General features: G+C 53.2%; 21 protein-coding genes. 12 read left to right on the top strand and 9 right to left on the bottom strand.

What is annotated here, in order from left to right:
• Positions 1-2 precede the first annotated feature (2 nt).
• The gene (locus tag MFFC18_RS00510; RefSeq protein WP_148618570.1) at positions 3-1,073 is read left to right on the top strand and encodes a vWA domain-containing protein; all 1,071 of its coding nucleotides are present in this window, start codon (positions 3-5) and stop codon (positions 1,071-1,073) included.
• A gap of 143 nt (positions 1,074-1,216) precedes the next feature.
• Here MFFC18_RS00510 and MFFC18_RS00505 read toward each other — a convergent pair whose 3' ends face one another.
• On the bottom strand, positions 1,217-1,672 hold the full coding sequence (locus MFFC18_RS00505; protein WP_075085683.1) for a DinB family protein: 456 nt from the start codon (positions 1,670-1,672) through the stop codon (positions 1,217-1,219).
• 213 nt (positions 1,673-1,885) lie between these two features.
• Between MFFC18_RS00505 and cysD the strand changes: the two genes are divergently transcribed.
• From cysD to MFFC18_RS00485, 4 genes are all read left to right on the top strand, one after another.
• A complete protein-coding gene (cysD, locus tag MFFC18_RS00500; protein WP_075085684.1) occupies positions 1,886-2,797 on the top strand; it encodes a sulfate adenylyltransferase subunit CysD in 912 nt (303 codons plus the stop codon).
• Between the two features lie 104 nt (positions 2,798-2,901).
• A complete protein-coding gene (gene cysN, locus MFFC18_RS00495) occupies positions 2,902-4,842 on the top strand; it encodes a sulfate adenylyltransferase subunit CysN (RefSeq protein WP_075085685.1) in 1,941 nt (646 codons plus the stop codon).
• A gap of 48 nt (positions 4,843-4,890) precedes the next feature.
• Positions 4,891-5,967, top strand: a complete 1,077-nt coding sequence (locus tag MFFC18_RS00490) for a YheT family hydrolase (RefSeq protein ID WP_148618569.1) — start codon at positions 4,891-4,893, stop codon at positions 5,965-5,967.
• Between the two features lie 276 nt (positions 5,968-6,243).
• Positions 6,244-6,639, top strand: coding sequence for a BlaI/MecI/CopY family transcriptional regulator (locus tag MFFC18_RS00485; protein ID WP_075085878.1), 396 nt, complete (start codon positions 6,244-6,246; stop codon positions 6,637-6,639).
• Between the two features lie 139 nt (positions 6,640-6,778).
• On the opposite strand, the gene MFFC18_RS24705 is transcribed toward MFFC18_RS00485, so the two are convergent.
• From MFFC18_RS24705 to MFFC18_RS00460, 6 genes are all read right to left on the bottom strand, one after another.
• Positions 6,779-6,946 (bottom strand): hypothetical protein, encoded by a 168-nt coding sequence (locus MFFC18_RS24705; RefSeq protein ID WP_157665207.1) that lies wholly within the window; start codon positions 6,944-6,946, stop codon positions 6,779-6,781.
• Between the two features lie 16 nt (positions 6,947-6,962).
• Positions 6,963-7,808 (bottom strand): fumarylacetoacetate hydrolase family protein, encoded by an 846-nt coding sequence (locus MFFC18_RS00480; RefSeq protein WP_075085688.1) that lies wholly within the window; start codon positions 7,806-7,808, stop codon positions 6,963-6,965.
• 62 nt (positions 7,809-7,870) lie between these two features.
• A complete protein-coding gene (locus tag MFFC18_RS00475) occupies positions 7,871-8,656 on the bottom strand; it encodes an MBL fold metallo-hydrolase (RefSeq protein ID WP_075085689.1) in 786 nt (261 codons plus the stop codon).
• Positions 8,657-8,768: 112 nt separating this feature from the next.
• Positions 8,769-10,055 (bottom strand): glutamyl-tRNA reductase, encoded by a 1,287-nt coding sequence (gene hemA, locus MFFC18_RS00470; RefSeq protein ID WP_075085690.1) that lies wholly within the window; start codon positions 10,053-10,055, stop codon positions 8,769-8,771.
• Positions 10,052-10,906 carry a hypothetical protein gene (locus tag MFFC18_RS00465; RefSeq protein ID WP_075085691.1) on the bottom strand — a complete coding sequence of 285 codons (855 nt, stop codon included), beginning with the start codon at positions 10,904-10,906 and terminating at the stop codon, positions 10,052-10,054. The genes hemA and MFFC18_RS00465 overlap by 4 nt, the downstream gene beginning before the upstream one ends.
• Positions 10,907-10,994: 88 nt before the next feature.
• Complete coding sequence (locus MFFC18_RS00460; RefSeq protein WP_075085692.1) at positions 10,995-12,092, bottom strand: sigma-54 interaction domain-containing protein; 1,098 nt, start codon at positions 12,090-12,092, stop codon at positions 10,995-10,997.
• 329 nt (positions 12,093-12,421) lie between these two features.
• Between MFFC18_RS00460 and MFFC18_RS00455 the strand changes: the two genes are divergently transcribed.
• Both MFFC18_RS00455 and MFFC18_RS00450 read left to right on the top strand, forming a co-directional pair.
• Positions 12,422-12,820, top strand: a complete 399-nt coding sequence (locus MFFC18_RS00455) for a BlaI/MecI/CopY family transcriptional regulator (protein ID WP_202907567.1) — start codon at positions 12,422-12,424, stop codon at positions 12,818-12,820.
• Complete coding sequence (locus tag MFFC18_RS00450; protein ID WP_075085693.1) at positions 12,817-16,827, top strand: M56 family metallopeptidase; 4,011 nt, start codon at positions 12,817-12,819, stop codon at positions 16,825-16,827. The genes MFFC18_RS00455 and MFFC18_RS00450 overlap by 4 nt, the downstream gene beginning before the upstream one ends.
• A gap of 135 nt (positions 16,828-16,962) precedes the next feature.
• Here MFFC18_RS00450 and rplU read toward each other — a convergent pair whose 3' ends face one another.
• Positions 16,963-17,274, bottom strand: a complete 312-nt coding sequence (gene rplU, locus MFFC18_RS00445; protein WP_075085880.1) for a 50S ribosomal protein L21 — start codon at positions 17,272-17,274, stop codon at positions 16,963-16,965.
• A gap of 428 nt (positions 17,275-17,702) precedes the next feature.
• On the opposite strand from rplU, the gene MFFC18_RS00440 reads away from it, so the two are divergent.
• A complete protein-coding gene (locus tag MFFC18_RS00440; protein ID WP_075085694.1) occupies positions 17,703-18,941 on the top strand; it encodes an ammonium transporter in 1,239 nt (412 codons plus the stop codon).
• Between the two features lie 82 nt (positions 18,942-19,023).
• Positions 19,024-19,719 carry a hypothetical protein gene (locus MFFC18_RS00435; RefSeq protein ID WP_075085695.1) on the top strand — a complete coding sequence of 232 codons (696 nt, stop codon included), beginning with the start codon at positions 19,024-19,026 and terminating at the stop codon, positions 19,717-19,719.
• A 31-nt stretch (positions 19,720-19,750) separates the two neighbouring features.
• On the opposite strand, the gene miaB is transcribed toward MFFC18_RS00435, so the two are convergent.
• The gene (gene miaB / locus MFFC18_RS00430) at positions 19,751-21,262 is read right to left on the bottom strand and encodes a tRNA (N6-isopentenyl adenosine(37)-C2)-methylthiotransferase MiaB (RefSeq protein WP_075085696.1); all 1,512 of its coding nucleotides are present in this window, start codon (positions 21,260-21,262) and stop codon (positions 19,751-19,753) included.
• A 115-nt stretch (positions 21,263-21,377) separates the two neighbouring features.
• Between miaB and MFFC18_RS00425 the strand changes: the two genes are divergently transcribed.
• The 3 genes from MFFC18_RS00425 to MFFC18_RS00415 all read left to right on the top strand — a co-directional run bounded on the left by MFFC18_RS00425 (position 21,378) and on the right by MFFC18_RS00415 (position 25,927).
• On the top strand, positions 21,378-22,949 hold the full coding sequence (locus MFFC18_RS00425; protein ID WP_075085697.1) for a BCCT family transporter: 1,572 nt from the start codon (positions 21,378-21,380) through the stop codon (positions 22,947-22,949).
• Positions 22,950-23,041: 92 nt separating this feature from the next.
• On the top strand, positions 23,042-23,569 hold the full coding sequence (locus tag MFFC18_RS00420; RefSeq protein WP_238381312.1) for a response regulator transcription factor: 528 nt from the start codon (positions 23,042-23,044) through the stop codon (positions 23,567-23,569).
• 93 nt (positions 23,570-23,662) lie between these two features.
• Positions 23,663-25,927: a redoxin domain-containing protein gene (locus MFFC18_RS00415; RefSeq protein WP_148618567.1), complete on the top strand. Its 2,265-nt coding sequence runs from the start codon at positions 23,663-23,665 to the stop codon at positions 25,925-25,927.
• Positions 25,928-25,961 lie beyond the last annotated feature (34 nt).

The raw sequence follows: 25,961 nt of genomic DNA, 5'->3' as shown, positions 1-25,961 counted from the left end.
TGATGCTGCCCAAGTCCAAGCTGCAGTTTGGAGCAAAGGAACGAAGACTCGATCCTCCCAGCCGATGGATGGAAACAGCGCTGTCGATGTTCAGTGCTCTGCTGATCCACATCCTGGCTCTGATCCCGCTGGCGTTGATCCCCTGGGGAGATTTCTCCACCGGCGACATGGGGGAGGGCGACCAAATCCTGATCAGTCAACTCTCGCGTGAACAGCTGGTGCAGACGCCGACCGAAAAGTTGCAGAACGTTGAAATCGAGAACCCGTTGGACGACAGCCAGTCCGATTCTCTTGAAAGCGGCCTGTTTTCGCCGTTGTCGGAAAGCCCGCTGTCGATGGAAGAATTCGACGTGACGATCGGTGCCCCCGTCAGCGGAGGATCACTTTCGTTCAACATCGAATCGCTCAATCAGGAATCGGTGATGGCCGGCGGTCGAGAAGACTTCGGCAAAATGGTTTCGCGATTGAAGAAAGACGGGCTCGACATCTGCATCGTATTCGACTCAACGGGCAGCATGCAAAAAGAGATCGATCAGGTCAAGAATCGCATCGAGCGAATCGGCAACACGCTGTTTAAACTGATTCCTCGTACGCGAATTAGCGTTTGCACGTACCGCGACAACGGAGACGAGTTCATCGTCAAAGGCCAGGTGCTGACCGACAAGCTTGGCAAAGTCGTCACGTTCCTTTCCGACATCTCGGCTGCTGGCGGTGGGGACGACCCGGAAGCAGTGGACGCCGGACTGGCTTGGGCGATCAGTCAAAATTCGTGGAGACGTTCGGCGCGTAAGGTTGTTTTGGTCTTCGGCGATGCTCCGCCGCATGCCAGCAAAGTCAACGACTGCCAGAAACTGGCTTCTGACTTTCGCCACCAGCAACGCGGAATTGTCAGCACGGTGACCTGTCGACAGAAGAAACCGCTGGATGCGTTTACTCGAATCGCACAAGTCGGCGGAGGAGAGAGCTTTCTGTCGCGCGATGAACGACAGATCGTGACTCAGTTGATGATCCTGGTCTTCGGATCCAAGCACCGTCGGAAGGTGATCGAAGCGTTTGACTTGATGGAGAATTAGCGCGACAAAACGTGGCACGGTGGTCTCCATCGTGTTCCAGGGTGGCATAGGCTTCCAGCCTGTGACTGCATCCATAGTAGCCCGGCGTCTCCACCATGTGCCGCATGTTCACGGTGGAGACCACCGCGCCACTTACTCCACTGCTACCCAACGCGTTCTTCGATCTTCTTCAGATGATGAACCAGGTGATCCAGATAGTCTGTCGCCAACCACTCGAGAGCACATGGCTCGTTCCCACCGATCGTGCATGGAATCGAATACTTCTCGGATGGGATCGCCCGAATCACTCGCGCCAACTGAAGGTTGTAGTGAAACCAAAGCTCAACCAACGACTCCCAATTCGCCGATGACCACGCATTTTTCGTGGCCCATGAATTCTGATCGTACTTCGGAAACGTCAGCGACTCCTGCTCTTGGGCGCGAATAAATCGCTGGTGATTGTTGCTGGCAGAATCGACCAAATGTCCCACGACTTCGGCGATCGACCATCGATCCGCGGAGGGTTTGTGGCGAACGATGCTCTCGCCCAGACCCAGCAACCATTCCCGGCTTTTGGTGACCTGTTCGACGATTTGGTCAGCCGTTGAGGACAATTCCATTTCAACGTTCTCTTTGTGGGGTTTCAAATTACGGAATCTGCGTCAAAGGGGCAAATATCGAGCCAAGAAGGCGTTTCAAAATAGGCCGATGCGGAAATCTGGGGCTCAAGTATATTGGTCGGTTCGTTCACATTAGCAGCAAAATCTGCCGATCCCTTAGCAATAGCCTGGCGACATCGCCGCCGTTATCAATTAACTGTTCGACCACGAAATATGTCCAGTCCCTACCAGCTGACTCACCTGAAGCAACTTGAAGCCGAGAGCATCCACATCATCCGTGAGGTTGCGGCCGAATTCAATAACCCGGTCATGCTTTACTCGATCGGAAAAGATTCGTCCGTGATGGTTCACCTGGCGATGAAAGCTTTTTATCCGGCCAAGCCTCCGTTCCCATTGATGCACGTCGACACGACCTGGAAGTTCCAGGACATGTACAAGTTTCGTGACGAGTACACCAAGAAAGAACTCGGCCTGGAAGTCATCAGCCATGTCAACGAAGAGGGCAGGGCGATGAACCTCGATCCCTTCGATCCGGCTCACACGGATGTGATGAAGACGCAGGGGCTCAAGCAAGCGCTGAACAAATACAAATTCGATGCTGCCTTTGGTGGCGGACGTCGCGACGAAGAAAAGTCTCGCGCCAAGGAACGTGTGTTCTCTTTCCGCAACGAGCATCATGGCTGGACGCCAAAGTTTCAACGCCCTGAGCTTTGGAATCTTTATAACTCGAAGATCAAGCCGGGCGAGAGCATTCGCGCGTTCCCGATTTCGAACTGGACGGAACTGGACGTGTGGCAGTACATCCACCTCGAGAAAATTCCAATCGTTCCGCTGTACCTGTCCGAGATGCGACCTGTCGTCGAACGTAACGGTGTTCTGATCATGGTCGACGACGATCGGCTGAAGCTCAAGGAAGGCGAAAAGCCTGTCGAGAAAATGGTGCGGTTCCGAACATTGGGCTGCTACCCGTTAACCGGTGCGGTTGAATCCGACGCCGTCACATTGCCGGACGTCATTCAGGAGATGCTGCTGACGACGACTTCGGAACGCCAGGGTCGCGTGATCGATAACGATGACGATGGCGGCGGATCGATGCAGAAGAAAAAAGAAGAAGGTTACTTCTAGGCGACAAATTTGGGCGACACAGCCCGGTCCTGCACTGCGGTTGGAAGCCGCAGCCACGATTTCCTTCTCAAACCTGAACACAACTCTCTGAACACTGCAAAGCCATGGCTAACGTATCTGACTTAATCGAAAAAGACATCAACGAGTATCTCGCCCAGCACGAGAAGAAAGAGATGTTGCGCTTTCTCACGTGCGGAAGCGTCGACGACGGTAAAAGTACGCTCATCGGGCGACTGCTTTACGATTCCAAGATGGTCTACGAAGATCAGTTGGACAAAATCAAAAACACGTCCAAGCTCTCCAGCGGCGCCGAAAAAGAAGACGGCTTCGATCCGGCGATCCTTGCAGAATTGATGGACGGCCTGGAAGAAGAACGCGAGCAGGGCATCACGATCGACGTCGCCTATCGTTTCTTTTCAACCGCGAAACGCAAGTTCATTATCGCCGATACGCCGGGCCACATTCAGTACACGCGAAACATGGCGACTGGTGCGTCGACTGCGGACCTCGCGATCATTCTAATTGACGCGCGCGACGATCACGGCGTGATGGAGCAGACCAAACGACACAGCTTTATCGCGTCGCTGTTGGGCATCAAGCACGTTTTGGTCGCCGTCAACAAAATGGACCTGGTGGACTATAGCGAAGACCGATTCGAAGAAATCAAACGTGACTATTTGGACTTTTCCAATCGCCTCGACATCCCGGATTTGCACTTCATTCCTATCTCGGCTTTGCTTGGTGACAACATCGTCGACCGCAGCGAAAACACTCCGTGGTACAACGGTTCGACGTTGATGGATTTTCTGGAAACCGTGAACATTGGCTCTGACCGAAACTTCACTGACTTCCGGATGCCCGTACAGTTGGTGATTCGCCCGGACATTAACTTCCGTGGCTTTGCTGGAACGATCGCATCGGGCATCGTGCGAGTCGGCGACGAAATCATGACATTGCCTTCCCGGAAGAAGAGCAAGATCAAGGAAATCGTCACACAGGATGGCAACCTGGAAGAAGCCTGTGTTCCGATGTCGATCGTGTTGACGATGGAAGACGAAATCGACTGCAGCCGCGGCGACATGATCGTCAAGCCACAGAACCTTCCAAAGACCGAACAGAAGTTCGACGCGATGATGGTCTGGATGACCGACGAAGCGATGGTTCCCGGCAAGCAGTATCTGTTCAAGCAAACCACCAAAACCGTGCCTGGCGTGATCAAGACGCTGCAATACGAAGTGGACGTCAACACGATGCACAGCCAACCGGCCCCGTCGCTTGGCTTGAACCAAATCGGCCGCGTGAACATCGAGCTGAGCCAGCAAATCGCTTTCGATCGCTATCGCAGCAACAAATCGACGGGTGCTTTCATCGTCATCGACCGGATTACCAACGGCACCGTTGCTGCGGGGATGATTCTGGACAAACGCACCAGCGAGAATACGGGCGCGTGGTGGGATGAATCTCCGGCCAGCGAAACGTTGACTCGTGAGATCAGTAAGGTCACCGCCGAAGAGCGAACGGCTCGCTACGGCCAGAAACCTGTCACGATTCTGTTCACGGGACTTCCGGGAGCCGGCAAGACGACGACGGCTTATGGTGTCGAGCGTAGCCTGTTTGATCTTGGCCGCAGTGCTTCCGTGATCGACGGTCAGAACGTTCGCATGGGTCTCAACCGCGATCTTAACTTCTCAACCGACGGTCGCAGCGAAAACATGCGTCGCGTGGCCGAAGTCAGCCGTTTGATGAACCGCGCGGGAATGATCAGCTTGATCTCCTTGGTGTCGCCGCGTGAGATTGACCGCAGCCGGGCCGCCGAGGTCGTGGGCACGGAGAACTTCATCGTGATTCACCTGTCGGCTCCGGCTGAACTGTGTGCGACGCGAAACGAATCCGCCAAGCAACGTGGTCCGGATGAGATTCAGGAGTCGCTGTTCGAATACGAGTCTCCTGAAAACGCCGACTTGGTTCTGGATACTGAAAACACCCCAGCAGCCGATTGCGTCGCCAAAGTGATCGAGTTCCTCGAAGGCCGCGAAATTATCTAACTGTTCGATGTGGTGGAAGTCGCGACGACTTTCAACGCCGAATTTTGATTGCTCGTAGTTATCGTGTTCAGCGACCTGGAAGGCCGAAGCGTCATTTCCAGTCTCGCCACAACGACGATCCCGGATTATGATTTCGGCATGTTGATCGCAGAGTTTCCTCCATTTCGACCAGACACGTGGCTTGCCAATTGCCACATGCAGACGATTTTGCCGCTGTTCAAACGTGGCAAGCGCGTCGTCTATTCAGCAACCAAGCACATTGTCCATCTACGCGATGGTGATCGGCTGGTCGTGCATGACGACAAACCCAAAGACTGGATTACGGGCGATCGAATCGTGATCCTGCTGCACGGGCTGGTCGGCTGCCACGGTTCGCCCTACGTCGTTCGCTGTGCGGACAAACTTACCCGTCATGGAATTCGTACGATCCGGGTGGACATGCGAGGGTTCGGTGATTCGACGCTAATTTCGCACTCGCATTTGCACGGCGGCTGTAGTCCGGACTTGGACGACGTCATCGATAGCGTGCACCGACACAGCCCGCTTTCGAAAATCAGCGTCGTCGGTTTTTCGATCGGCGGAAACATCGCGCTCAAGGCAGCCGGTGAATGGGGAGACCATCCGCACCCAAACGTGGACTCTATTTTCGCAGTCTCGCCACCGGTCGACCTGGAGCGAACTTCATGGAACCTGCGACAGTTCGGCAATCGCATCTACGAGCTCTATTTTATGCGACGGCTCAAAAGCCATCTGGCATTGCGACGCAGAAAAGTCAAAGGGCTCAAGGACAACGGTCTCAATCCGCTGCCGGACCGACTGCTGCAGTTCGACGACGAGTTCGTTGCTCCGGTGCTGGGCTATTCCGGAGCCAGAGAATATTACAAAGTCTGCTCTTCCGGGCCTCAGTTGAAAAACATCACCGTGCCGACGATCATTTTAACCAGCGAGGACGATCCAATCGTTCCGTTTGATATCTATTCGGATTTCGATTTTTCAACGTACGTCAATCTCGTCTCAACGAAGCACGGCGGTCATCTCGGGTTTTTGGGCAAGTCCATTCGCGACCCGGACAGCCACTGGATGGATTGGCGTATCGCCAACTCAATCGTTGCGCTTGACGACTAAAGGCAGTTACAAAACGCGTTTTCGTCGTACCGGCTTCAGCCGGAAGTCATGCGATTTCCGGTTAAATGCGGTACTACAAGCTCACGGAATCAGTTTTGAAATGGGCTCTGAAAATTTACGCCCCATAGCCGCTCGCGTTCCGTCTGATTCATCCGCGACGCAAGTTTGAACGCTCCGGCGACCTCTTCTGGCGATTCATTGACAGCAGAAATTCAAATTGACGCCGCCCAGCGATATCTGTATCTGTTAGCCGATATGCCCTACCTGGAGAATAGCATGGCGACAATCGAAGAACCTCACATCTCCGACGCGGAATGGCGCGTGATGCACGAAATTTGGCTGGCAGAGCCGGTTACGTCCAGCCAAATCCATCAGCGGCTGCGCGAGAAAACCGACTGGTCGGCTGGAACGATCAAGACGCTGCTGCATCGACTGGTTCAGAAAGACATTCTGGAATTTCAGCGTAAAGGAAATCGCTACCTCTATCGATCTCGCTTCACCGAAGCCGAATGCGTCGAACAGGTCAGCGATCAGCTTTTGCACACCGTATTCCAGGGACAGCCAATGCCGATGCTGGAATACATGGTCCACACCGCGAGGCTGAGCGGCGCGGAGATTCAAAACCTGTGCGACATGCTTGCGGATATCCGCAAAGACCTGCCGCAGGAATAGTCGATTGGCTTGAGATCAGCACGCTTGGCCTGGACCGGAACTAACTCACATCGATCGATCGCTGACGCATCTCCAGCGCACGTTTCGATAGCCCCATCGTTTCCGCAGCACGTTCCAGATTTCGCCAAAACTCTGCCGGTCAAATTTGGCACTGACCAATCCGGTCGAGTTCGTCCATCGCCAATTCGAGTTCGTTGTGGTCGATGTACATCGCGAATTCGCCCAGCTCGCCAGTTGCCACTTCGTCGGGGAGCAAACGTCGAGCGTTGAGCAAATTCTCTTCGATGATCTTCCAGTGTTTGATCAAGTCTGGATCGGCAGCCCTACACATCGGCAACGGTAATCTGTTGCTGTACGCCCAAGCCATCGATTCCCAAACGCATCGTTTCGCCAGGAACGAGGTATCGTGGTGGATCCATGCCCAAGCCAACTCCGGGAGGTGTTCCGGTCGAAATCACATCGCCTGGATGCAGCGACATGAACTGGCTGAGATAGCTGATCAAGTGAGCGACACCAAAGACCATCGTCTTCGTTGATCCGTTTTGGACTTTCTCACCGTTGAGCTCAAGCCACAATCCGAGATCTTGCGGATCGGCAACTTCGTCACGAGTAACCAGCCATGGCCCCAGCGGCGCGAACGTGTCGCAGCTTTTGCCTTTGACCCATTGCCCGCTACGCTCGATCTGAAATGCCCGTTCTGACAAATCGTTGACCACGCAGTAGCCAGCGACATAGTCGAGAGCTTCGGACTCCGAAACGTATTTCGCGTGCTTGCCGATCACGACGCCAAGCTCAACTTCCCAATCCGATTTTTCCGAGCCGCGAGGAATCACTACGTCGTCGTTCGGGCCAGAGATCGCGCTGGTGGCTTTCATGAAAAGCACTGGCTCTTTGGGAACTTCCATACCCGATTCTGCGGCGTGGTCGCTGTAGTTAAGGCCGATACACATGAACTTTCCGACGCCAGCGACGCACGGTCCAATCCGTGTTGAGGCATCGACTTCGGGAAGCGAAGTTGGATCCAGGGACGCGATCTTTTGCAGGCTGGCATCCGAGAGTGCGTCACCGGCGAGGTCATCAATCACGTTTTCCAGCGATCTGATTTTTCCGTCAGCGTCGAGCATGCCTGGTTTTTCGGAGCCGGGCGTTCCGTATCGAAGAAGTTTCATTTTGAAGTTGGGTTAAAGGTTCGTTTGACTCTAAATAAGTTTGCCAGGGTCTACAGTCGCATCTATTTTACTTCCATCACATCGCTCACGTCGTATCGTGAAGCAACGTGAATCTCAACGAGGTCACCAAGCAGTTTCTGATGAGTTTCGCGGGCAACGTCAGGTGTGTTGTTGTCTTCCGAAAGATGACACAGACAGGCCCACTGCAATCGGAAATTGTCTTTGGTTTCGTCGACGGTGTTCCGCAACAGCTGAGCAGCATCTTCGTTGGAAAGATGCCCGCCGTTGCCGCGAATCCGTTTCTTCAGTTGCTGCGGATAGCGTCCGTGCTCCAGCATCCCATCATCGTAATTGCTTTCGATGATGACTGCATCCAGCGATCGCAAAACGTCGCGAAGTCCGTCAAAAGCGTGCCCCAAATCGGTCAGAATTCCTACTCGCTGTCCCGCGTGCTCGACCACGAAAGCCACGCCTTCTGCGCTGTCATGCGGCGTCGGAATGGTGTGAACGGCAACGTCCCGAAAAGCGATCGTACTGCCAGCGGCAAAAAACCTGACCCGGTTCATTGATCGGGAACCAAGAAATCGCTGCGACGCGGCCAGCGTTCGCCGCGTCAGGTAAACCGGAAAGCCAAACTTTCGCTGAAAGACGCCCATTCCTTTGGCGTGGTCGCTGTGGTCATGCGAGATCAACAAGGCATCGACATCGTTGATATCGCGACCGTGTTGAGCAAGTCTGAGCTGTGCTTGCCGGGCACTGATTCCTGCGTCGAACAGCAGCCGCGTTGTGGGCGTTTCGACGTAAAAGCAATTGCCGTTACTTCCTGATTGCAGCGAGATCACCTTCATGGCCGAGATTGTATCGGAAAGTGGCTGAAGGTGGCATAGGCATGGCGACGTACATGATGCAATCACGTAGCGGAATAGTAGGCCACGTCCCTGCGTTGCCTGTCGGCCAACCCTAGTCCAGCTGAAACAATCGCTTCATGGCTTCGACCAAGCCAACGGGTTCGGGCTGTGCTTCGTCCGTATTCGATTCCTTCTGAATAGACTCCAGCGGCGGATGCAAAATTTTGTTCACCAACCGATGAAACGCTTTCTCGATTTGCTGGCGATCGCCATCCGAAACAGAATCCAGCCGGTTCATCAAACGCTTGAACTCGTCATCCTTGATGGAGTTCGCCTGTTTCTTCAGTTGAGCAATCGTCGATCCGCTGGCGCGGCGACGCGTATCACGAAAGAACGACTCTGTTTCGTCTTGAACAATCTTGCGAGCCTTGGGCCACTGAGTTTTTCGCGAGTCCATATTCCGCTCGCACTCACGCTGCAAATCATCCAGAGAATATAGGTACACATTGTCGAATTGCTGCCCGATGCGGTCGTCGAAATCTCTTGGAATCGCCAGATCCAGCACGAACAACATTTTCTGATTCCGCGCCTTCATCACGGGCTTGAAGCTGTCGACGTCCACGATCGGCTGCTTGGCTCCGGTGGTGCTGACGACCAGATCGGCTTGAGCAAGTTGCTGCTGCAAGTCGGACCAGGGAGCGGTTTGGCCACCAAACTTTTCGGCAACCGCGAGGGCTCGCTCGTGAGTCCTGTTGGCGATCGTGATTTGGCTCGCGCCCGCGGCCTTGAGATAGGTCAGCGTTTCTTCCGCCATCTCTCCAGCACCAAGCACCAGAACTTTCTTGTTGTCGAACCGTTCGAAAATCTGTTTGGCCAGCACATTGATCGCGACGCTGGGAACACTGATTCTGTTTTCGTGAATTTTGGTTTCCGTCGAAACACGCTTGGCGACGCGGATCGCCGCATCGAAAGTACGGTGGATCAGCGGAGCTTTCGGTCGCGCGTCAATCGCCGCCTCATATGCCTGTTTGACCTGCGCGATGATTTGAGACTCGCCAACAACCATGCTGTCGAGACTGCTGCTGACCGAAAACAGATGCGAAATGGCGTCGGTATCACGATGCGTGTACAACGCCAAATCGAGCTCTTCCGCCGTGATGCCGTGCCGGGACGAAAGCAGTTCGATCAGTTCGCTTCGGGAGGGAACGGCCCCGGCCTGTTCGGACAGAACGTACAACTCGGTGCGGTTGCAAGTCGACAACAACAGGGCTTCGGTTTGCGGATGTTTGGAGTAGTACGAATCCAGAAAGCCCGAAATCTGATCGGGAGCAAACGAGACTCGCTCTCGAAAGGCTGCGTCGGCGACATGGTGCGAGCAGCCGATGACCATCATGTTCATGGACTGACTCCTGTTCCGTGACCGACCGACCAGACGATGCCCAGTTCAATCACCAAAAACAGGAAGCTCAACAGTACCAGCAAGGCGACTTTTCGACCGCTGCGAGCAGGCTGATACAGGCGACTGCCAAGACAGGAAAAAGTCAGCCATCCGAAGAGCGCTGCTGAAGACCAAATCACCGGATCACGCCACGGAATGACAATCCCCTCTGGGGTCTCTGTCAGATTCAAGGCGATCCCTGATAGCAACCCCAGCCCCAAAAAGACCGCTGAAACCAATAGCGATCGTTCCGTTTGCTGATGCAGCCATTCCAACGACGGCAGGCGAAACTGGCCGGACGCTGAAAGACTTTTCGATTTCAGCCGCCGTGCGTGAACGAGATACATGATGCCGAAAACAAAACCCAATGCTACGACTGCTGTGCCCAACAGCAACGAAATTCCGTGGACCATGTTCCAAATTGTTTTTTCGCGGTCCGCCGTGAAAAGTGACTCACTCCCCAACCACGTGCCCCAGCCAATCAGCCCCAGAACGACCGGCAACAGAAACAGCCCGATCGACGAGTTGGGCTTTTGAAAAACCAGCCACAAATACGCAGCGGCCAGCAACCATGCTCCCGCCAAAGACCATCCGAACCAGCCTCCAAACCACAACAGTGACTGATCAAAACTCAGGTTCGTGTGATAGGCCAGATAGACCGAGTGTGCAAACAGGCCCGCCGCCGCAAAACCGATTCTGATGGTCGATCGGATCGCTGACTTTGGCATGTAGATTCGCAACAATTCGATCGCGAGCACGACCAGATAGCTGGCTACAAAACAGGTGATCGATATTTTCGCGAGCCAATTCATGTTGGTGGCTTTGAGAGAAATTCGGGAACGATGACAGCGTACAAAGGCTACGACTGAGCGGTCGATTTAAAATCGGATCAAGGCAAACTCAGGACTGGGTTGCTGACGAAGACGCCTTGCCGTTCTGTTTGGCCAACCCGTGTTCGACCAGTTTCTTGTAAAGCGTGTTTCGATTGATGCCCAGTGCTTGAGCTGCTTTGGTTTGTGTCTGGTTGCAGTTTTCCATCACCTGAGTCAGCAGTTCTTTCTCAACCGGGTCCACGACTTGCTTGTGAAGGTCTTCGGCTTCATCTTCGGCCTTGCTGATATGGTTGTAGACGAACTCGCGAATCAGTGACTCGTCATCAGTCGGCCGAAACACAGCCGTACGAGCCGCTTCGGTGTTACCGGTGACCGCCGCAGGAAGCAGCTTCTTTTCCAGCACGTTGTCTTCCGAAAGCACGACAGCCCGCTCGATATAGTTTTGCAACTCGCGAACGTTGCCAGGCCATCCATAATCCAGCAACGATTGCATCGCGGCAGGTTCGACTTTGGAAATCTCTTTGCGATTGAGTTCGGAGTAAACTTTCAAAAAATGGGTCACCAAAAGTTCGACATCGGCACCGCGTCTGCGAAGCGCTGGCAATCGAATCGGCAATACGTTTAACCGCCAAAAAAGGTCTTCTCGAAACAGGCCTTCTGCGACCAACTCGCTCAAGTCCCGGTTCGACGCCGCAATCACACGCACGTCAACGGGAATCGTTCGCGTATCGCCGACTCGCTCAAACTCTCGCTCCTGTAGAACCCGCAGAAGTTTGACCTGCAGCGTTAGCGACGTGGAATTGATTTCGTCCAGGAAAATCGTGCCGCCGTGAGCCGCTTCGAATCGTCCAGTCCGGTCGCGGATCGCATCGGTGAAGGAGCCTTTGACGTGTCCGAAAAGCTCGCTGTCGAGCAGCGTCTCGGTGAGAGCTCCGCAGTTGACTCGGACGAATGGGCCGCTGGCTCGGTCGCTAAGTTCGTGCAGCGAAGACGCGATCAGCTCTTTCCCGGTCCCGGTTTCACCCATCAGCAAAACGGAGGCTCCGCTGGCCGCGAATTTGCGTGTCAGTTGATAGACTTCGCGCATCGCAACGGACTCTCCGATGAGTCCAGCAAGCGGCGAATCGTCCACGTTCTGAAAACGAGATTTGGGGTCGATCGGCATGGTCAGGTCGATAGGTGGTGGTGACCTCTCTATTTCAGCAGCCGTACAATTTTAGACAAGGGCAGAAACGCCTCATTTGCATAATCGAGAGGCACCTATGCCGGAAAAAATGGCACAAGACCGCAGTACCGGTTGGGCAAATCAGGAATGAGAAAATGTGTTTTTGGAGCAAACGAGCTCGTCGACTGATCCTTTTATCCGATCCCAGACGCTTCGATTCCTGCCAATGCTTCACGGCTCAAATTTCAAAACAAACTACGAAAGCTTTCGTTGAAACGTACGAACGATTTCGTATGATGAGCTTGTCTTGAGGGTTTGGCGAGGAAGTCATGGGAAAAAAACAGAACAAGTCGACTCAAATGAAGCCGACTGACGGAGAGCAGGAAATTCTGTCGGCGTTGTGGGCGCTTGAGAAAGCGACGGTGCGACAGGTCTACACGGAGCTATCCGGGAAACGCGACGTCGGTTACACGACGGTTCTCAAGCTGATGCAAATCATGTTTGAGAAAGGGTTATTGGATCGAGACGAAACGAGCCGCTCTCACATGTATTGGCCGCGGCAGAAAGCGCAGGTCACGCAGCGACGACTTGTGAATGACTTTGTGCAAAAAGTTTTCGGTGGTTCAACCGGCAAACTGGTACTCAATGCTCTGTCGACGAAGAAAGCGACGCCGGCCGAAATTGCTGACATTCGAAAAATGCTGGACGAAATGGGAGCAGACGAATGAACACGAGCCGCACGCAAGCAGATTCTTTTTGGGACTTTTACACAGACCTTGCGACATCGATCGGATGGACCTCCATTCACTTTCTCTGGCAAGGATTGCTTATCGCAGCCGCAACGATGTTGCTGCTAAGGACGCTGCGACGTCATTCAGCCACGGTTCACTATGCTGTCGCCTGCGGAGGGCTGTTGGTGATGGCACTGGCTCCTGTGGTCACGTTTTGCGCGATCAATGGAAGGGCCAGTTTGCCAATTTCGAATCGTGTTATCGCTGTCAGCACGGAAGGTGCCGCGATCGCTCAGCACACGGCAATGTCTGCGGCGAAACAGAAGCCATTGGCTGCGGAATCGACCTTCGAAAAGTTTCGCACACCTTCGTCTGCCCCGCCGATAAATAGTTCGTGGACGCTGCACTTGCTGACTTCCACCAAGACCAAACTCGAGTCGCTGGCTCCCTGGGTTGGATTGCTTTGGTTCGTTGGCGTTGTTCTGGCTGCTTCTCGCTTGCTTTCGGGTTGGGCGATGCTCAATCGATTGCGATTCGAATCTACAAAAGCTCAATTTCCTCAACTGGCCGCGTGCATGGCTTCGCTGAAGAAACAATTCGGCCTTGTTGACGACGTGGTGGTTGGAGTCTCCAGGAAGATCGCCAATCCGCTCGTGATTGGTTGGTTTCAACCTCTAATTCTATTGCCAGTAAACATTTCCGAAGAGCTTTCCCTGTTGCAAATCAGAGCAGTGCTCGCTCATGAACTGGCGCATGTTCGTCGTGGCGACTTTGCCGTCAACGTATTGCAGTGCGTCATCGAAACGCTGCTGTTCTTTCACCCCTGTGTTTGGTGGGCTTCTGCAAAAGTGCGGCACGAAAGAGAAAACTGCTGTGATGATTTGGCTGCAAAAATCGTGGGAAGCCGCAGATCTTACGCGGAGGCGTTGCTGGTTCTTGAGCAATCAAGACTTCGCCACGGTCAGTTGGCGCTGAACGCTGAAGGAGGCAATCTGGCTGAACGGATCCGCCGGCTGACTCGACCTTCAACGAGGACCAACCAGCGTTCCAGTTTTGCTCCGGCGATGCTTGGCCTGTGCGTTCTGCTGGTTTTACTGCCGGGTGTTGTCGCAATCGCATCGACTGCCATGCAAGAACAGGAATCGGAAAAAGATCCGATGATCCTAAATCGGGACATCGCCGTCACGGTTGTCGATTCCGAAGGTAAGCCTATTCCTGAAGTAAAAATTCATGCCGGCGTCTGGTCTGGTGATGGAACGATCGCAGACGTAGTTTTCCCACCCAACCGAAACTATATAACTGACGAATCCGGTCAGACAAATGTTGAACTTCCACACAACTACTACATCGTTCGACTATGGATTACAGGCGACGGCTACGTGCCGATGTTTGCGGCGTGGGAAGAACATGAAATCCTCGATGGAAAAACGCCTCCCAGAACACTGTCCGTGACGATGTTGAGAGGCAGCGTTGGCGGAGGCTTTGTACTGGATGCGAGAGGCAAGCCTGTTGCCGGAGCCAAGGTTTCGTTGCGAGGCGGCGGCGTTGAGATAAAAGGACCGACGCGATTCATGGGAATCTACGGAGTAGTTGAGACAGATAAAGAAGGAAAATGGTCGTTTGATAATCTGCTGCCCGACGTAAAAGCGACCTTCAGTGCCGAGGTTGAGCACACGGACTATTTGCCGCGTAAGTCAGTGGCGGTTGATCGAGATACCCTGATCGCAAAGTCCGCGAAAATAGCTCTTTCCAGCGGCATTGAGGTGACGGGCAAAGTCACGGATATCAATGGAAACGTGGTTGATGACGGCTTGGTCGTCTTGGGTGACGATCCGTATCTGGAATCTGGCTCGCAGGAAATTGAAATCGACGACAACGGTCAGTTTCGAACGCTACCACAGGTTCCGTCAAAGAAAAGAGTCACCGTGGTGGCAAAGGGATACGCACCCACATCGAAGATGGTCGATATCGCTGTCGACATGCCGCCGGTCAACTTTGAACTCAAACCAGGTCGCAAACTGCGCATTAAAGTTACCGACGAAAACGACATTCCGATTCCCGGCGCTTACGCGTCACTTCGACGTTGGCGAAACTCGCGATGTCTTTACTCTCAAATCCATCCGAATGTAAAACCGACCGGCATTCCATATAAGGCAAATGACGAAGGTATTTTTGAGTGGGATTGGGCTCCAGCTGACGATGTCGTTTGGAGCATCTCCATGAGGGGCTATCTTTCAAGCGACGAAACCCCGCTGGCCGCAGGAGATCACGTCCACGTGATCCGACTGAAGAAGAAACCGAGTTTGCGTGGTTCAATCCGCTACGCTGACACCGGAAAGCCAGCTCGATTCACGAAAGTCACCCCAATCATTGAGCATCGTGCCGGCATGCCTGGCAACCGCCGGGATAGCGATGCGGTCGTTGCTGACGCCCAGGGCGAGTTCGTGTTTCAGTTGAGCCGAAGCAATCTCACATATCGTCTTGAGTTTTCAAAAGAGGGCTACCGACCATTTATTTCGCAAGCGTTTGACACTGAAAAGTTTCCGGAAACGATGGAGATTAGCCTGGAAAAAAGCAATCCATCGACGGGGTCGGTGGTCGACTTTGGAGGAATGCCGGTCGCAGGCGCAGAGGTCTTTTTGGTTGACAAATTCAATTCGCTTAGGCTTAACAACTATCGAGTGAATTTTCGCGTCCCCGATGCGACAACTGACTCCAATGGCAAGTTTGAATTTGAGGCACTCGTCGATCCGACGACTCTGGTCGTGCTGCACAAGGAAGGATTTGCAGAACGGAAGCTTTCTAAAACGGAGTTGGCGAAAGGAGAAGGCCCGCGAATTGAAATTGATCGCTGGGCCTCCATCAAAGGAACAGTCACCATCGGCGGACAGCCTGTTTCAGACACAAGTATCTCGCACGGCCCGCTGGCACATTTCCCCACGGTCGTCAATCAGATTCATTCGCGAAGCTCGTCAACCACCGACTCCAACGGTGATTTTCACTTCTCCAAAGTTGGCTCTCATCCGGCCTCTCTCACAATCGTCAAACGGGGTGCTTACGGCAAATCAACCCACTGCAGAATTAACGTGCCGTTCAATCCTCAACCGGGCGAGGCTTCAACGGTAAACCTTAATTTTGACTATCCATTCCAGACCGTGCTGCGAAATACGGAACTGTTTGAACATGTTCGAACCGATGGAGCAAACTGCGCATTTACCAAAACGGCGAATTGGGAAGAGCTACTACCCGCAGACTTCAACGCGTCCAACCCACATCGTGGCAATTACTCTGATACGCTTGATTTCGCTCGACAAAATCAGGACTGGAAAACGTACTTCATCCTTTCCAATGCCACCGAATCGACCAGTGGGTTCATCAAAGATGACGGCTCAGTTGAAGCCTTTCTTTCCGGTCCAGGAACCTATCAGTTCGCTGCATCTTTCCAGGGTCGACCGCTTTCTTCGCTGGCCGACGTCACGATCTGTTCGGTCCTGTCCTATCACGGCACTCTTGATGTCAAGGATGGAATCCACGAACTGCCGTCAATCGATGTTCCGTTTGAACCGCCGGTTTCCATCGGCGAGCCTGCACCCAATGCTGAGCTTGGGGTTGGCGAAGAAGAAAGATTGTCTTTGGCCGACCTACGCGGCAAAGTGGTTTTACTGGACTTCTGGAACGGTACCTCGAAACAGATTCCTGCCAGTAACGCAGCAATTGAGTCTCTTAAGTCGTCAGTCCAGAACGACGACCCGCTAGCGATACTGAGTCTCCATTGTTTTCCGAGTTCGATGGACAAACTCATCAGAAAGTTTCCACCGGAACTAAGTCGCTACGTCAAAACGTTTTCAGTGGATCCGGAAATGCATGATTCCGTTTGTCCAAAATTCGGGGCGTGGGCGGTTCCGCTGGCCGTAGTCATCGACCAAAAAGGAATCGTCAGATTCACTGGCTCCCACGATCGGGCAGTCGAAATAGTGAGCGCGCTGCTTGATACTCAAAACTGAGATCCTGCAAAGCTCATGCTTCGTGCTTTGCTGTTCGTGCTACGTGCTCAACAAATCGAGCTACGAAAAAACCCGCGGCGTCAAAAAATATGACATCACGGGTTCTTTAATTTTTAAAGCTGTAAGCTCGGCGGCTTAGCCAGCGATTGAGCCGATTTGGACTTTGACGAACTTCTGGCGGTGGCCGTTGCGTCGCTTGCTGTTTTTGCGGCGACGGAATTTCTGGACGACCAACTTTTCGCCTTTGGTTTCTTCCAGAACCTTGGCAGTGACCGAAGCACCATCAAGAGTCGGTGCACCGAGCTTGAGCCCATCGGTTCCTGAAACAGCCAACACGCGATCAAATTTCAGTTCTGAGCCGGCTTCGACTTCGCGAAAATCGATCTCAAGAATCTGACCTTCTTCGACTTTATATTGGCGGCCGCCGTCTGCGATGATTGCGTACATTTTGCTGTGTTTTGTTTGGTGTTTCGTAATTTGAAGCTCCGGATTGTAGCCAAACAGCGAACAAGCGCTAAGAGCCAAAAACCGGGAAATACTGCTCAAAACGGCTCTTTTTGAGTCCAGCTTGAGCCGAATCAAGCTCGCCACCCCGAAATCAGCTCTTTCGTGATTCACTGGTCACCTGGTCGTTGAATCCGGAATTCCAGATATTCGCTCGTCAGAAACGACACTTTCGTGGCTCTTTTGGCGGTTCCCAATGTTCCGTCACTTCGGCTTGTGGGGATCACTGCAGGAAATCCCGACTGGGAATCAGGGACCGGTGTCATGAAAATCAGGAAATCCAGCTTGTTGTTTCAATCCGAAACCTAGTTTTTGTGGCCACCAATGAACCAAACATTCTCCCACCTAACAATCTTTCAAGAGTTACGAAGATGGAAACGAACAACATCGAGATGGTTGCGGAAAGCCTGCAAACCAACATGAATTTCCTTTGGGTCGCCATTTGTGCGGCGCTGGTTTTCTTTATGCAAGCCGGTTTCGCGATGCTCGAAAGCGGCATGGTTCGAAGTAAAAACGCAATCAACGTGATCATGAAGAACTACACCGACATGTGTTTCGGTGCTCTCGTGTTCTGGGCTGTCGGATATGGAATTATGTTCGGTACGACAACCGATGGTTGGGGCCTGTTTGGTACCGATGGTTTCATGGCAGAAGGCGAGCCATGGGACTACATGGTGATGATGTATCAGATGATGTTTGCCGCAACCGCCGCGACGATCGTGTCGGGTGCGCTTGCTGAGCGAATTCGCTTTGGTGCTTACGTTCTGGTTGCGATCCTGATTACTGCGTTTGTATACCCTGTCTTTGGATGTTGGGTTTGGAACGAAGGCGGCTGGTTGGCACAAATGGGCTTCATCGATTTCGCTGGAAGTAGTGTCGTCCACTCGGTCGGAGGCTGGTGTGCGTTGGCTGGTCTGGTCGTCCTTGGTCCACGTCTTGGTCGCTTCGGTGAAGATGGTGAAGTTCGCGAAATCGGTGGACACAATCTTCCGCTGGTCGCATTCGGCGGCATGATCCTGTGGTTCGGCTGGTTTGGTTTCAACGGCGGAAGTACACTCGCGGCCGACGGTCGCATCGGAGAGATTTTGCTCAACACTCACCTTGCCGGATCTGCCGGAGTCGTTGGATTCGTTCTGACAAAAATTCTGTTTCTCGATGGCAAGCTCTTGATGACCGACACGGTCAATGGGGGCCTTGCCGGACTGGTTGGTATCACTGCGGGCTGTGCCACGATGTCGCCAGCCTATGCGGTCGCGACTGGCCTGGCGGCTGGCGTGATCTGTGTTGCTGCGTCTGCGGCTTGCCTACGCTGGAAGTGGGACGATGCCGTCGGAGCCGTTGCGGTTCACGGCGTCTGTGGTGCCTGGGGAACGTTGGCTGCCGGACTGTTTCTGAAAGGCGACATGTACAACTGGGACATCGTTTCAGTGCAACTTATTGGTATCGCAGCCTGTGCGGCGTGGACATTCACGATGGCGTGGACTGCTTTCAAGGTCGTCTCGATGGTGATCGAACTTCGTGTGAGCACGACGGACGAACAACGCGGACTGGATTTCAGCGAGCATCACGAAGTTGGCTATCCGGAATTCCAGGCAACGTTGCATAACTAGCCTTCCGGGTCAATTGTAGCCGGGCGTTCGCAAACGATTCGCCCGGTTCTATCCTTCACTCTTTCCTACCGAAATCAGCACAATGAGCGTCAGCGATACAGAAAAATCTTTACGTCGAAGAATCCTCTTCAATTCACTGGACAAGGGCACTCCAATCGAAGTCGTCCAAAGCGCAATCGATCTGCTTGAGAACGAATTCGGCGCCCAACCCGAGATTCGTTACACACAACTGATCAAGCGACTGCGCGAAAGTTTCGAGCACCCGGCATTTCGAAGCGGCAATCTGTTAGGCCGTATCATGATGGTACGGAACAAGCCAGCTGATCAGATCGGTCCCGATCCGGCATCGTCGCTTCCTCAAACAAATCACTCCGGAGGCAGCACGGCCAATCCTGCGAGTCCGTCGCCTCAGCGAAGGGTCATCCTGAGCGGTCGCGATCTTGTGTTCAATACATTGTTGGGCAACATTAGCGCCGCCGTCGTCAAGCGTCATCCCGAAAGCGCGGCAGCCTATCGAGAGCACTTCATGAAAGAAGCTCTTAAGATGAATCTGTCACGAGACTGTGCTGCCAAACTGGTGTCGTGGGCGAAATCCGGTGCTGAAATGTCTTCCATTTCCGGGACCGATGAAGAGCTTCACAAGATCATCAACACGTCGTTCGTGTGGCTGTGCGGCAAGTTCGGACCGGTCTTCGCTGACAAAATTCTGCTGCACGCGGTCGCACTGACAGAGCAACTTCCGGAAGCTTTTGATCATTCGCCGCGTAAGTTCCTCTAGCGTCGCGAAAACCGGCCGTCTCGCCGTTCGACTACGTCAGCTTCACAATGCTGGCGTTGTCGACGTGATCGGTGACGATTGTGCCGAACAATGTTTGGCCCGAAACGTCGTAAATTCCGACCGGAACCACGGTTCCCGCCAGTCGCTCATTGCCATCGAACACAACAATGCGATCGCAATGCGTACGGCCCGTTAGCTGAACCGGTCCGGAGCCTGGCAATCCAGCATCGGTGTTGCCGTCGATTTGATTCACCGGGTTGTCGCTCCGCTTCGAGCGGCCTTCGACCAGAACGTCGACCGTGCGACCCATGAACTTGTTGTTGTCCTCTTCGCTGATTCGGTTCTGAACTTCTAACAACTCGTTGTTCCGACGCTTCTTGACCTCGAATGGAATGTCGTCGGGCAAATGATCGGATGCCTTGGTACCGGGACGCTCGGAGTACTTGAAGATGAAGCTATTCTTGAAGCGGCATTCTTCCACCAGCTTGATGGTTTCCTGAAACTCCTCTTCGGTCTCCCCGCAGAAACCGACGATGAAGTCACTTGAGATCGCGGCCCGCTCGCCCAGCACTTCATGGATGCGAGACATCATGTCGCGATAGTCGGCCACGGTGTAGCCGCGTTTCATCCGCTTGAGCACCGCGTCGCTGCCGCTTTGCAGAGGAACGTGCAAGTAAGGAGAGCACTTTTTCAAATCGCGAATCGCATACAGCAAGTCGTACGTCATGTCTTTCGGATAGCTGGTCACGAACTTGATGCGTTCAATGCCTTCGATGTCGTGCAACTTGTGCAGCAAGTCGGCCAACTTCGTGACGGTTTTGTCTTCGGCGACGTGCTTGTAGCTGTTCACTGTTTGGCCGAGCAGCGTAATCTCTTTCGCGCCCTGTTCCGCCAGCAGTACGGCTTCGTCGTAGATCTGCTGCGGGTCGCGTCCCTGTTCTGGCCCGCGGGTCATCGGCACGATGCAATAAGTGCAGAACTTGTCACAGCCGATTTGGATTCGCAGATAAGCCTGAAACGGAGTCGGTCGCATCGACGGATCGCGCAGCGGATCGAAGGTCTCGTGTGAACGCTTGATGATGTCCAGCTTGCCATCTTTCCGCCCCAGCCCGACGGCCGTGTGCTGGCCTCCTTCGGTCCGTGCTTTTTCGATCAAGCCAGGGATCTCTTTGAGTTGACCGGGGCCAACGACGATGTCGACGAAGGGCGCCTTTTTAAAAATCAGCTTTTGATCCTTCTGCGCCATACATCCCATCACGCCGATGATCTTGTCAGGATGCTTTTTCTTTTCGTCCTTGAGCCTGCCGAGAGCGCTGTAAGTTTTGTTTTCCGCCTGTTCGCGAACGCTACAAGTGTTGAACAAAACAGTGTCGGCTTCGGCGATGCTACCGGCGAGTTCGTATCCCTGACGGCGCAGGTCCGCGACGACCATTTCGCTGTCCAGGACATTCATTTGGCAACCGACCGTGTCGATATAAAGACGATGGACGGGCGTCGTTTCGACGGTCGTTTCAGTTTCGGTTTGCGGCGAGTCTGTGGCCATTTTCGGCAGATCGATGATAATTTGGGTCGGTAAATTTCGGGCTGGTAATGTAACACGGAGATGCCGGAAAAATTAGAGTAAAAAATACGTGGCTTCGTGGCACTACAATGACGGCATGTCAAAAGAACCCCCAAGGCCGAAACTGGACTCCGTCGCCCTCAATCATGTCGTTTTCTGGCCGCCATTTTTGCTACTGCTGTTCGCCGTCGGGCTGAATTTCCTTTCGCCAGACAAAGTGGGAGACGACGGAAAAATCATCCCCGGCGGATTCTCAAAAGTCATCAACGGAGCCAACGGCTGGATTCTGGATCACTTCAGCTGGCTGTTTAGTCTCTGCGCTTTTCTGGCTCTCTGCCTGTGCATCTGGATCTGTTTCTCGAAGTTCGGAAAAGTTCGCATCGGCGGCAGCAAAGCTAAACCTCTGATGAGCATGTGGAACTGGTTCTCGATCACGATCTGTACAACCATCGCGATTGGAATTCTGTTCTGGTCCACGGCGGAGCCAGTGACTCACTATGTCGAGCTTCCGGCGGACATCGCCCAGCCCCGAACTCCCGAAGCGGCAACGTTCGCGCTTTCGACGATGTATCTTCACTGGTCGTTCACCCCGTACGCGCTTTACTGTGTCGCCTCGCTGATGTTCGCGTTCGCCTACTACAACATGAAGAAGCCCTTCTCGCTGGGATCGACATTGACACCACTGTTTGGTGACTGGTCGACGGGAAAAGGCGGCAACATTATCGACGCCGTCTGTTTGTACTCGCTGGTTGCCGGAATGGCAGCGGCGCTTGGGTCCGGAATTCTGATGCTCTCGGGTGGCCTCACCGACGTGGCTGGCATCCCGTCGAACTCGGCCGTGTGGGCGGGAATCACGTTTGCGATCGTGGCCACGTTTATCGTTTCCAGTGCCACAGGTTTGATGAACGGAATCCGAATCCTGTCCGACATCAACACCAAACTATTGATGTTGCTGGCAGTAGTCGCATTGATCTGCGGGCCGACGGTCTGGATTCTGACACAGAGCGGCGCAGCTCTGGTCGACTACGTCGTTCACTTCGTGCCTCGCAACACACAGTTCTTCCCGGAAAACTGGGGAAAGAACTGGACGGTTTTTTACTGGGCAGTTTGGCTGGCGTGGGCACCGATCACGGCCTGCTTTCTGGGACGAATTTCGTACGGCAGAACAGTTCGCGAGTTCATGTTGGTGAACTTCATTTTTCCGTCGCTGTTTGCAATCGTGTGGATGTCGATCTTCAGCGGCACGGCGCTCTATCAGGAGATCAACGGCGTCGACCTGTATCAGTTCATCGATGCCGAAAAAGAGGAAGCCGTTTCCTATGCCGTGTTCAAGCAGTTTCCTTTTTCGACCGCCGTTGTCATTTTCTACATGGTCAGCGCATTTGTGTGTTTCGTGACTTCGTCCGATTCGAACATGTCCGCGATGGCCAGCATCTCATCAAGCGGCATTTCCCCCGAAAACCCGGAAGGCCAGCAGTGGCTGAAAATCGTGTGGGGCGTTGCTGTCGGTACGGTCGCGTGGACGATGATCAGCTTCACGGGCTGCACCGACGGGATCAAAATTCTGTCGAATCTGGGCGGTTTTCCGGCGGCGATCCTCGAGCTATTCATCATTGGATCGCTTGTACGGGTCGTGCTGTTCCACGAAAAATTGAGTGTCGTGGAATAGCAGATATTCAATCTGAGTTAGCGAAAGGACCGGTTTTCGGTTTACAATTATGAACAGGAAATGGCCTCCCATCCAAAACCCACGATAGACCCGTGATTCGAAAAGAAACCATTCTGGTCGTTGACGACGATGACGTGCTGCGAAATCGTCTTGAGAAAGCCTTCATCAATCGCGGCTTCAAAGTTTACGTCGCCGCCAACTATGACGAAGCCATCGAGCTGGTGACTTCGGAGAAGCCATCCAAGGCAGTGCTGGACCTGAAGATGCCTGGCAAGTCCGGGCTCGATCTGCTGCAGGAGATCGTCAATGTTTCTCCTCAAACCAAAGTCGTTATGTTGACCGGCTACGGCAGCATCACCAACGCAGTGGACGCCGTTAAGATCGGAGCCGTTGGCTACGTCACCAAGCCGGCGGACGCGGACGAAGTTCTGGCTTCGTTTGAGGAAAAGCAGTTGGTTGAGTCCGACCCTGAGTTCCCGCCGCCATCGCTTGCGTCGGCTCAGTGGGAACACATTCAACGCGTTTTGGCAGAAGCCGGTGGCAACATTTCAGAAGCCGCCCGTCGTTTGGACATCCCGCGCCGCACGTTGCAACGGAAACTGAAAAAGAACGCTCCATAGTCGCCTTTTTGCGTCATTATTCGCCAACGAAGTGCATTGCCTTTCGAAACTCGATATCGTGGATGAGACACGAATCGAAACGAAAGGTTCCAGATGACATTCAATACCAGTTGCAAAATTGCATGCGTGTTAGTTCTGTTTCTGCTCTCGCTTTCACCAAGTGCCAACGCGCAAACAACGAGCAGCATTTCTGTTGAGACTCGTACTCTGGAGTTTCCAAGCGACCGCTCGTTGGGAATAGTCTACGCGGGCCCGGCAGCTGACATTGAGTTTACTGAGCTCGATGTTTTCCGCGACCAGTTCAAATCGCTCGGACCTGCCAAGGGGCTCGTTGAGGTCCCCAAAGGTGCCTTTATTCGCCTGGATGTTTCCGCTGGTGGCTGTGAGGACCTGAGTCCGCTGGGTCAGTTGCCTTCCGATGCGATTCACTTTCTTTATTTCAATATCGAATCTCCAATATCCGGACAGTTGAAACACATTTCCAGATTGCAATCATTGCGAGTTCTTCACCTCCGCGGCTGCCCAGTGATGGATGAAGACATTCAACAGATTGCCGGATTGAAAAACCTTGAATCCATCCAGTGTTCGGTTTACGGATTTGAAGACAAAGGTTTTGGAGTGACCGATGAATCGATGAAAGTCTTCGGACAGATGCGCAAACTGAAAAAATTGTTGCTGCGAAGCTGCCCGGTGACTGACGAAGGGCTGAAGCATCTTGCGAGTTGTGAAGATCTGGAAACTCTGTCCTTAAATGGCAGCAAGGTTACCGGGAAAGGAATCAACAGTTTACTGATGTTGCAGAACTTCAAATCGCTGTCACTTGGTGCGTACGATGATGGATCGCCCGTCAACATGGAAGGAATGACGAAATTCGGAAACCTGTTTCAACTGGAGCATCTCAATCTTTCCGGTTCAGGCATTTCTGACGAAGACCTGAAACAGATCCAACGGCTTACAATGCTGAAAAGCCTGACTCTCGACTATACCAACGTCACTGACGCTGGCCTGTCTGCGCTCGAAGGAATGAAAGATCTGGAAAAACTCAGGTTCTATCGTAAGCGAGGGCAACTGGGCGACCGTGCTGCTGAAGAACTGGCCAAACTTCCGAATTTGCGCAAGGTGACGGCGCATTGGAATCTGACACCGGCGGGTATCGAGCAACTGACGAAAATGAAGAAGCTTGAATCGATCTCTCTTTCCGACACAGTCACCGATCGCGAAATGGAATTGATCGCAACAATGAAAGGCCTGAAGCGACTATCGTTACAGAACTGCCCGGTGACGGATGAAGGCATCACACATCTCGAATCGATGCCACAACTGGAAGACGTTGCGATTTCCCGAACGAATGCGACGGCCAAGTGTTTCGAATCAATTGCGAAACTTGATCTGGTCGCGTTACGATTTGGGATCGCGGATGAAATCTTCCAGACTTGGCCAGCTAACGAGTGGAAACAGCTTGCTCGATTACAAAAATTGGAACGGCTAATGATCGGAGGCATGCTGCTTGGCGAAGAGCACTGGAAAACGATCGGACAGCTAAAGAATCTGCAGCACTTTGAATGTGAAACCCGGGTCCTTGCGAAAACGCCTGCGATCGATGCCATTCTATCCATGAAAAATCTCGAGTTCCTCGACCTTGGAGTCTGTCATTTTTCGTCGGAAGAAGTTGCCAGGCTGAAACAACTCGACAAGCTCGAAATCGTCGACCTGACCGGCCAGTTTAACGACGAAAGCGTGCTCGCGTTTGGCGATTTGCCTTCGCTTCGAGTTCTGCAAATTTCCGCCAATCAGGAAATTTCTGAGGAGTCGATCGCGGCGTTGAAAAAGCGTTCCAGCTCACTGCAAATGCTAAATCTCTCACAGCGGGAACCACGCGAGTTGGTCGAAAATATCGACGGAATTGTGATCGAAGGAAGCAAAGAGTTTCATAGCCGATTGACTAAACTGATTGGCAAAGCACCACCAAAAATTGTCGCAGTGGACGGCGAATTTGACCTGAGTCAGTTCTTCGGAAAACCCACGATCGTACATTTTTGGCGGTCGCGACCTTACAATCAGGAGAAGCCTCCATCGGACCACATTGCCGAAGTCATTGCCAAATTCCCAGACGCCGACATTCAGGTCGTCGGCGTGCATCGCAGCGGTGGACTTGATTTTTTCAAGCGCTACCTGATCGAATACGACGTACAGTGGCCCTGTGTAGTCGACAAAGCCAGCGAATCAGCCAAGCTCTGGCATAACCTGGGCAAGGGTCGAGACCACCTTTACCTGATTGGTCGCAACGGAAAGATAAAAGCTGCTCGGATCTATATCGGCGATTTGGAAAACGCTGTTCGAAAGTATTTTCGAAACTGAGGTACACGCAGAAACCAGTGCTCGAAGCTGGCAA

It is taken from the genome of Mariniblastus fucicola, from assembly GCF_008087665.1.
GTDB classification, from domain to species: Bacteria; Planctomycetota; Planctomycetia; order Pirellulales; family Pirellulaceae; genus Mariniblastus; species Mariniblastus fucicola.
The sequence above is the reverse complement of the archived record's forward strand: the minus strand, read 5'-3'. Positions and strand labels throughout refer to the sequence as shown.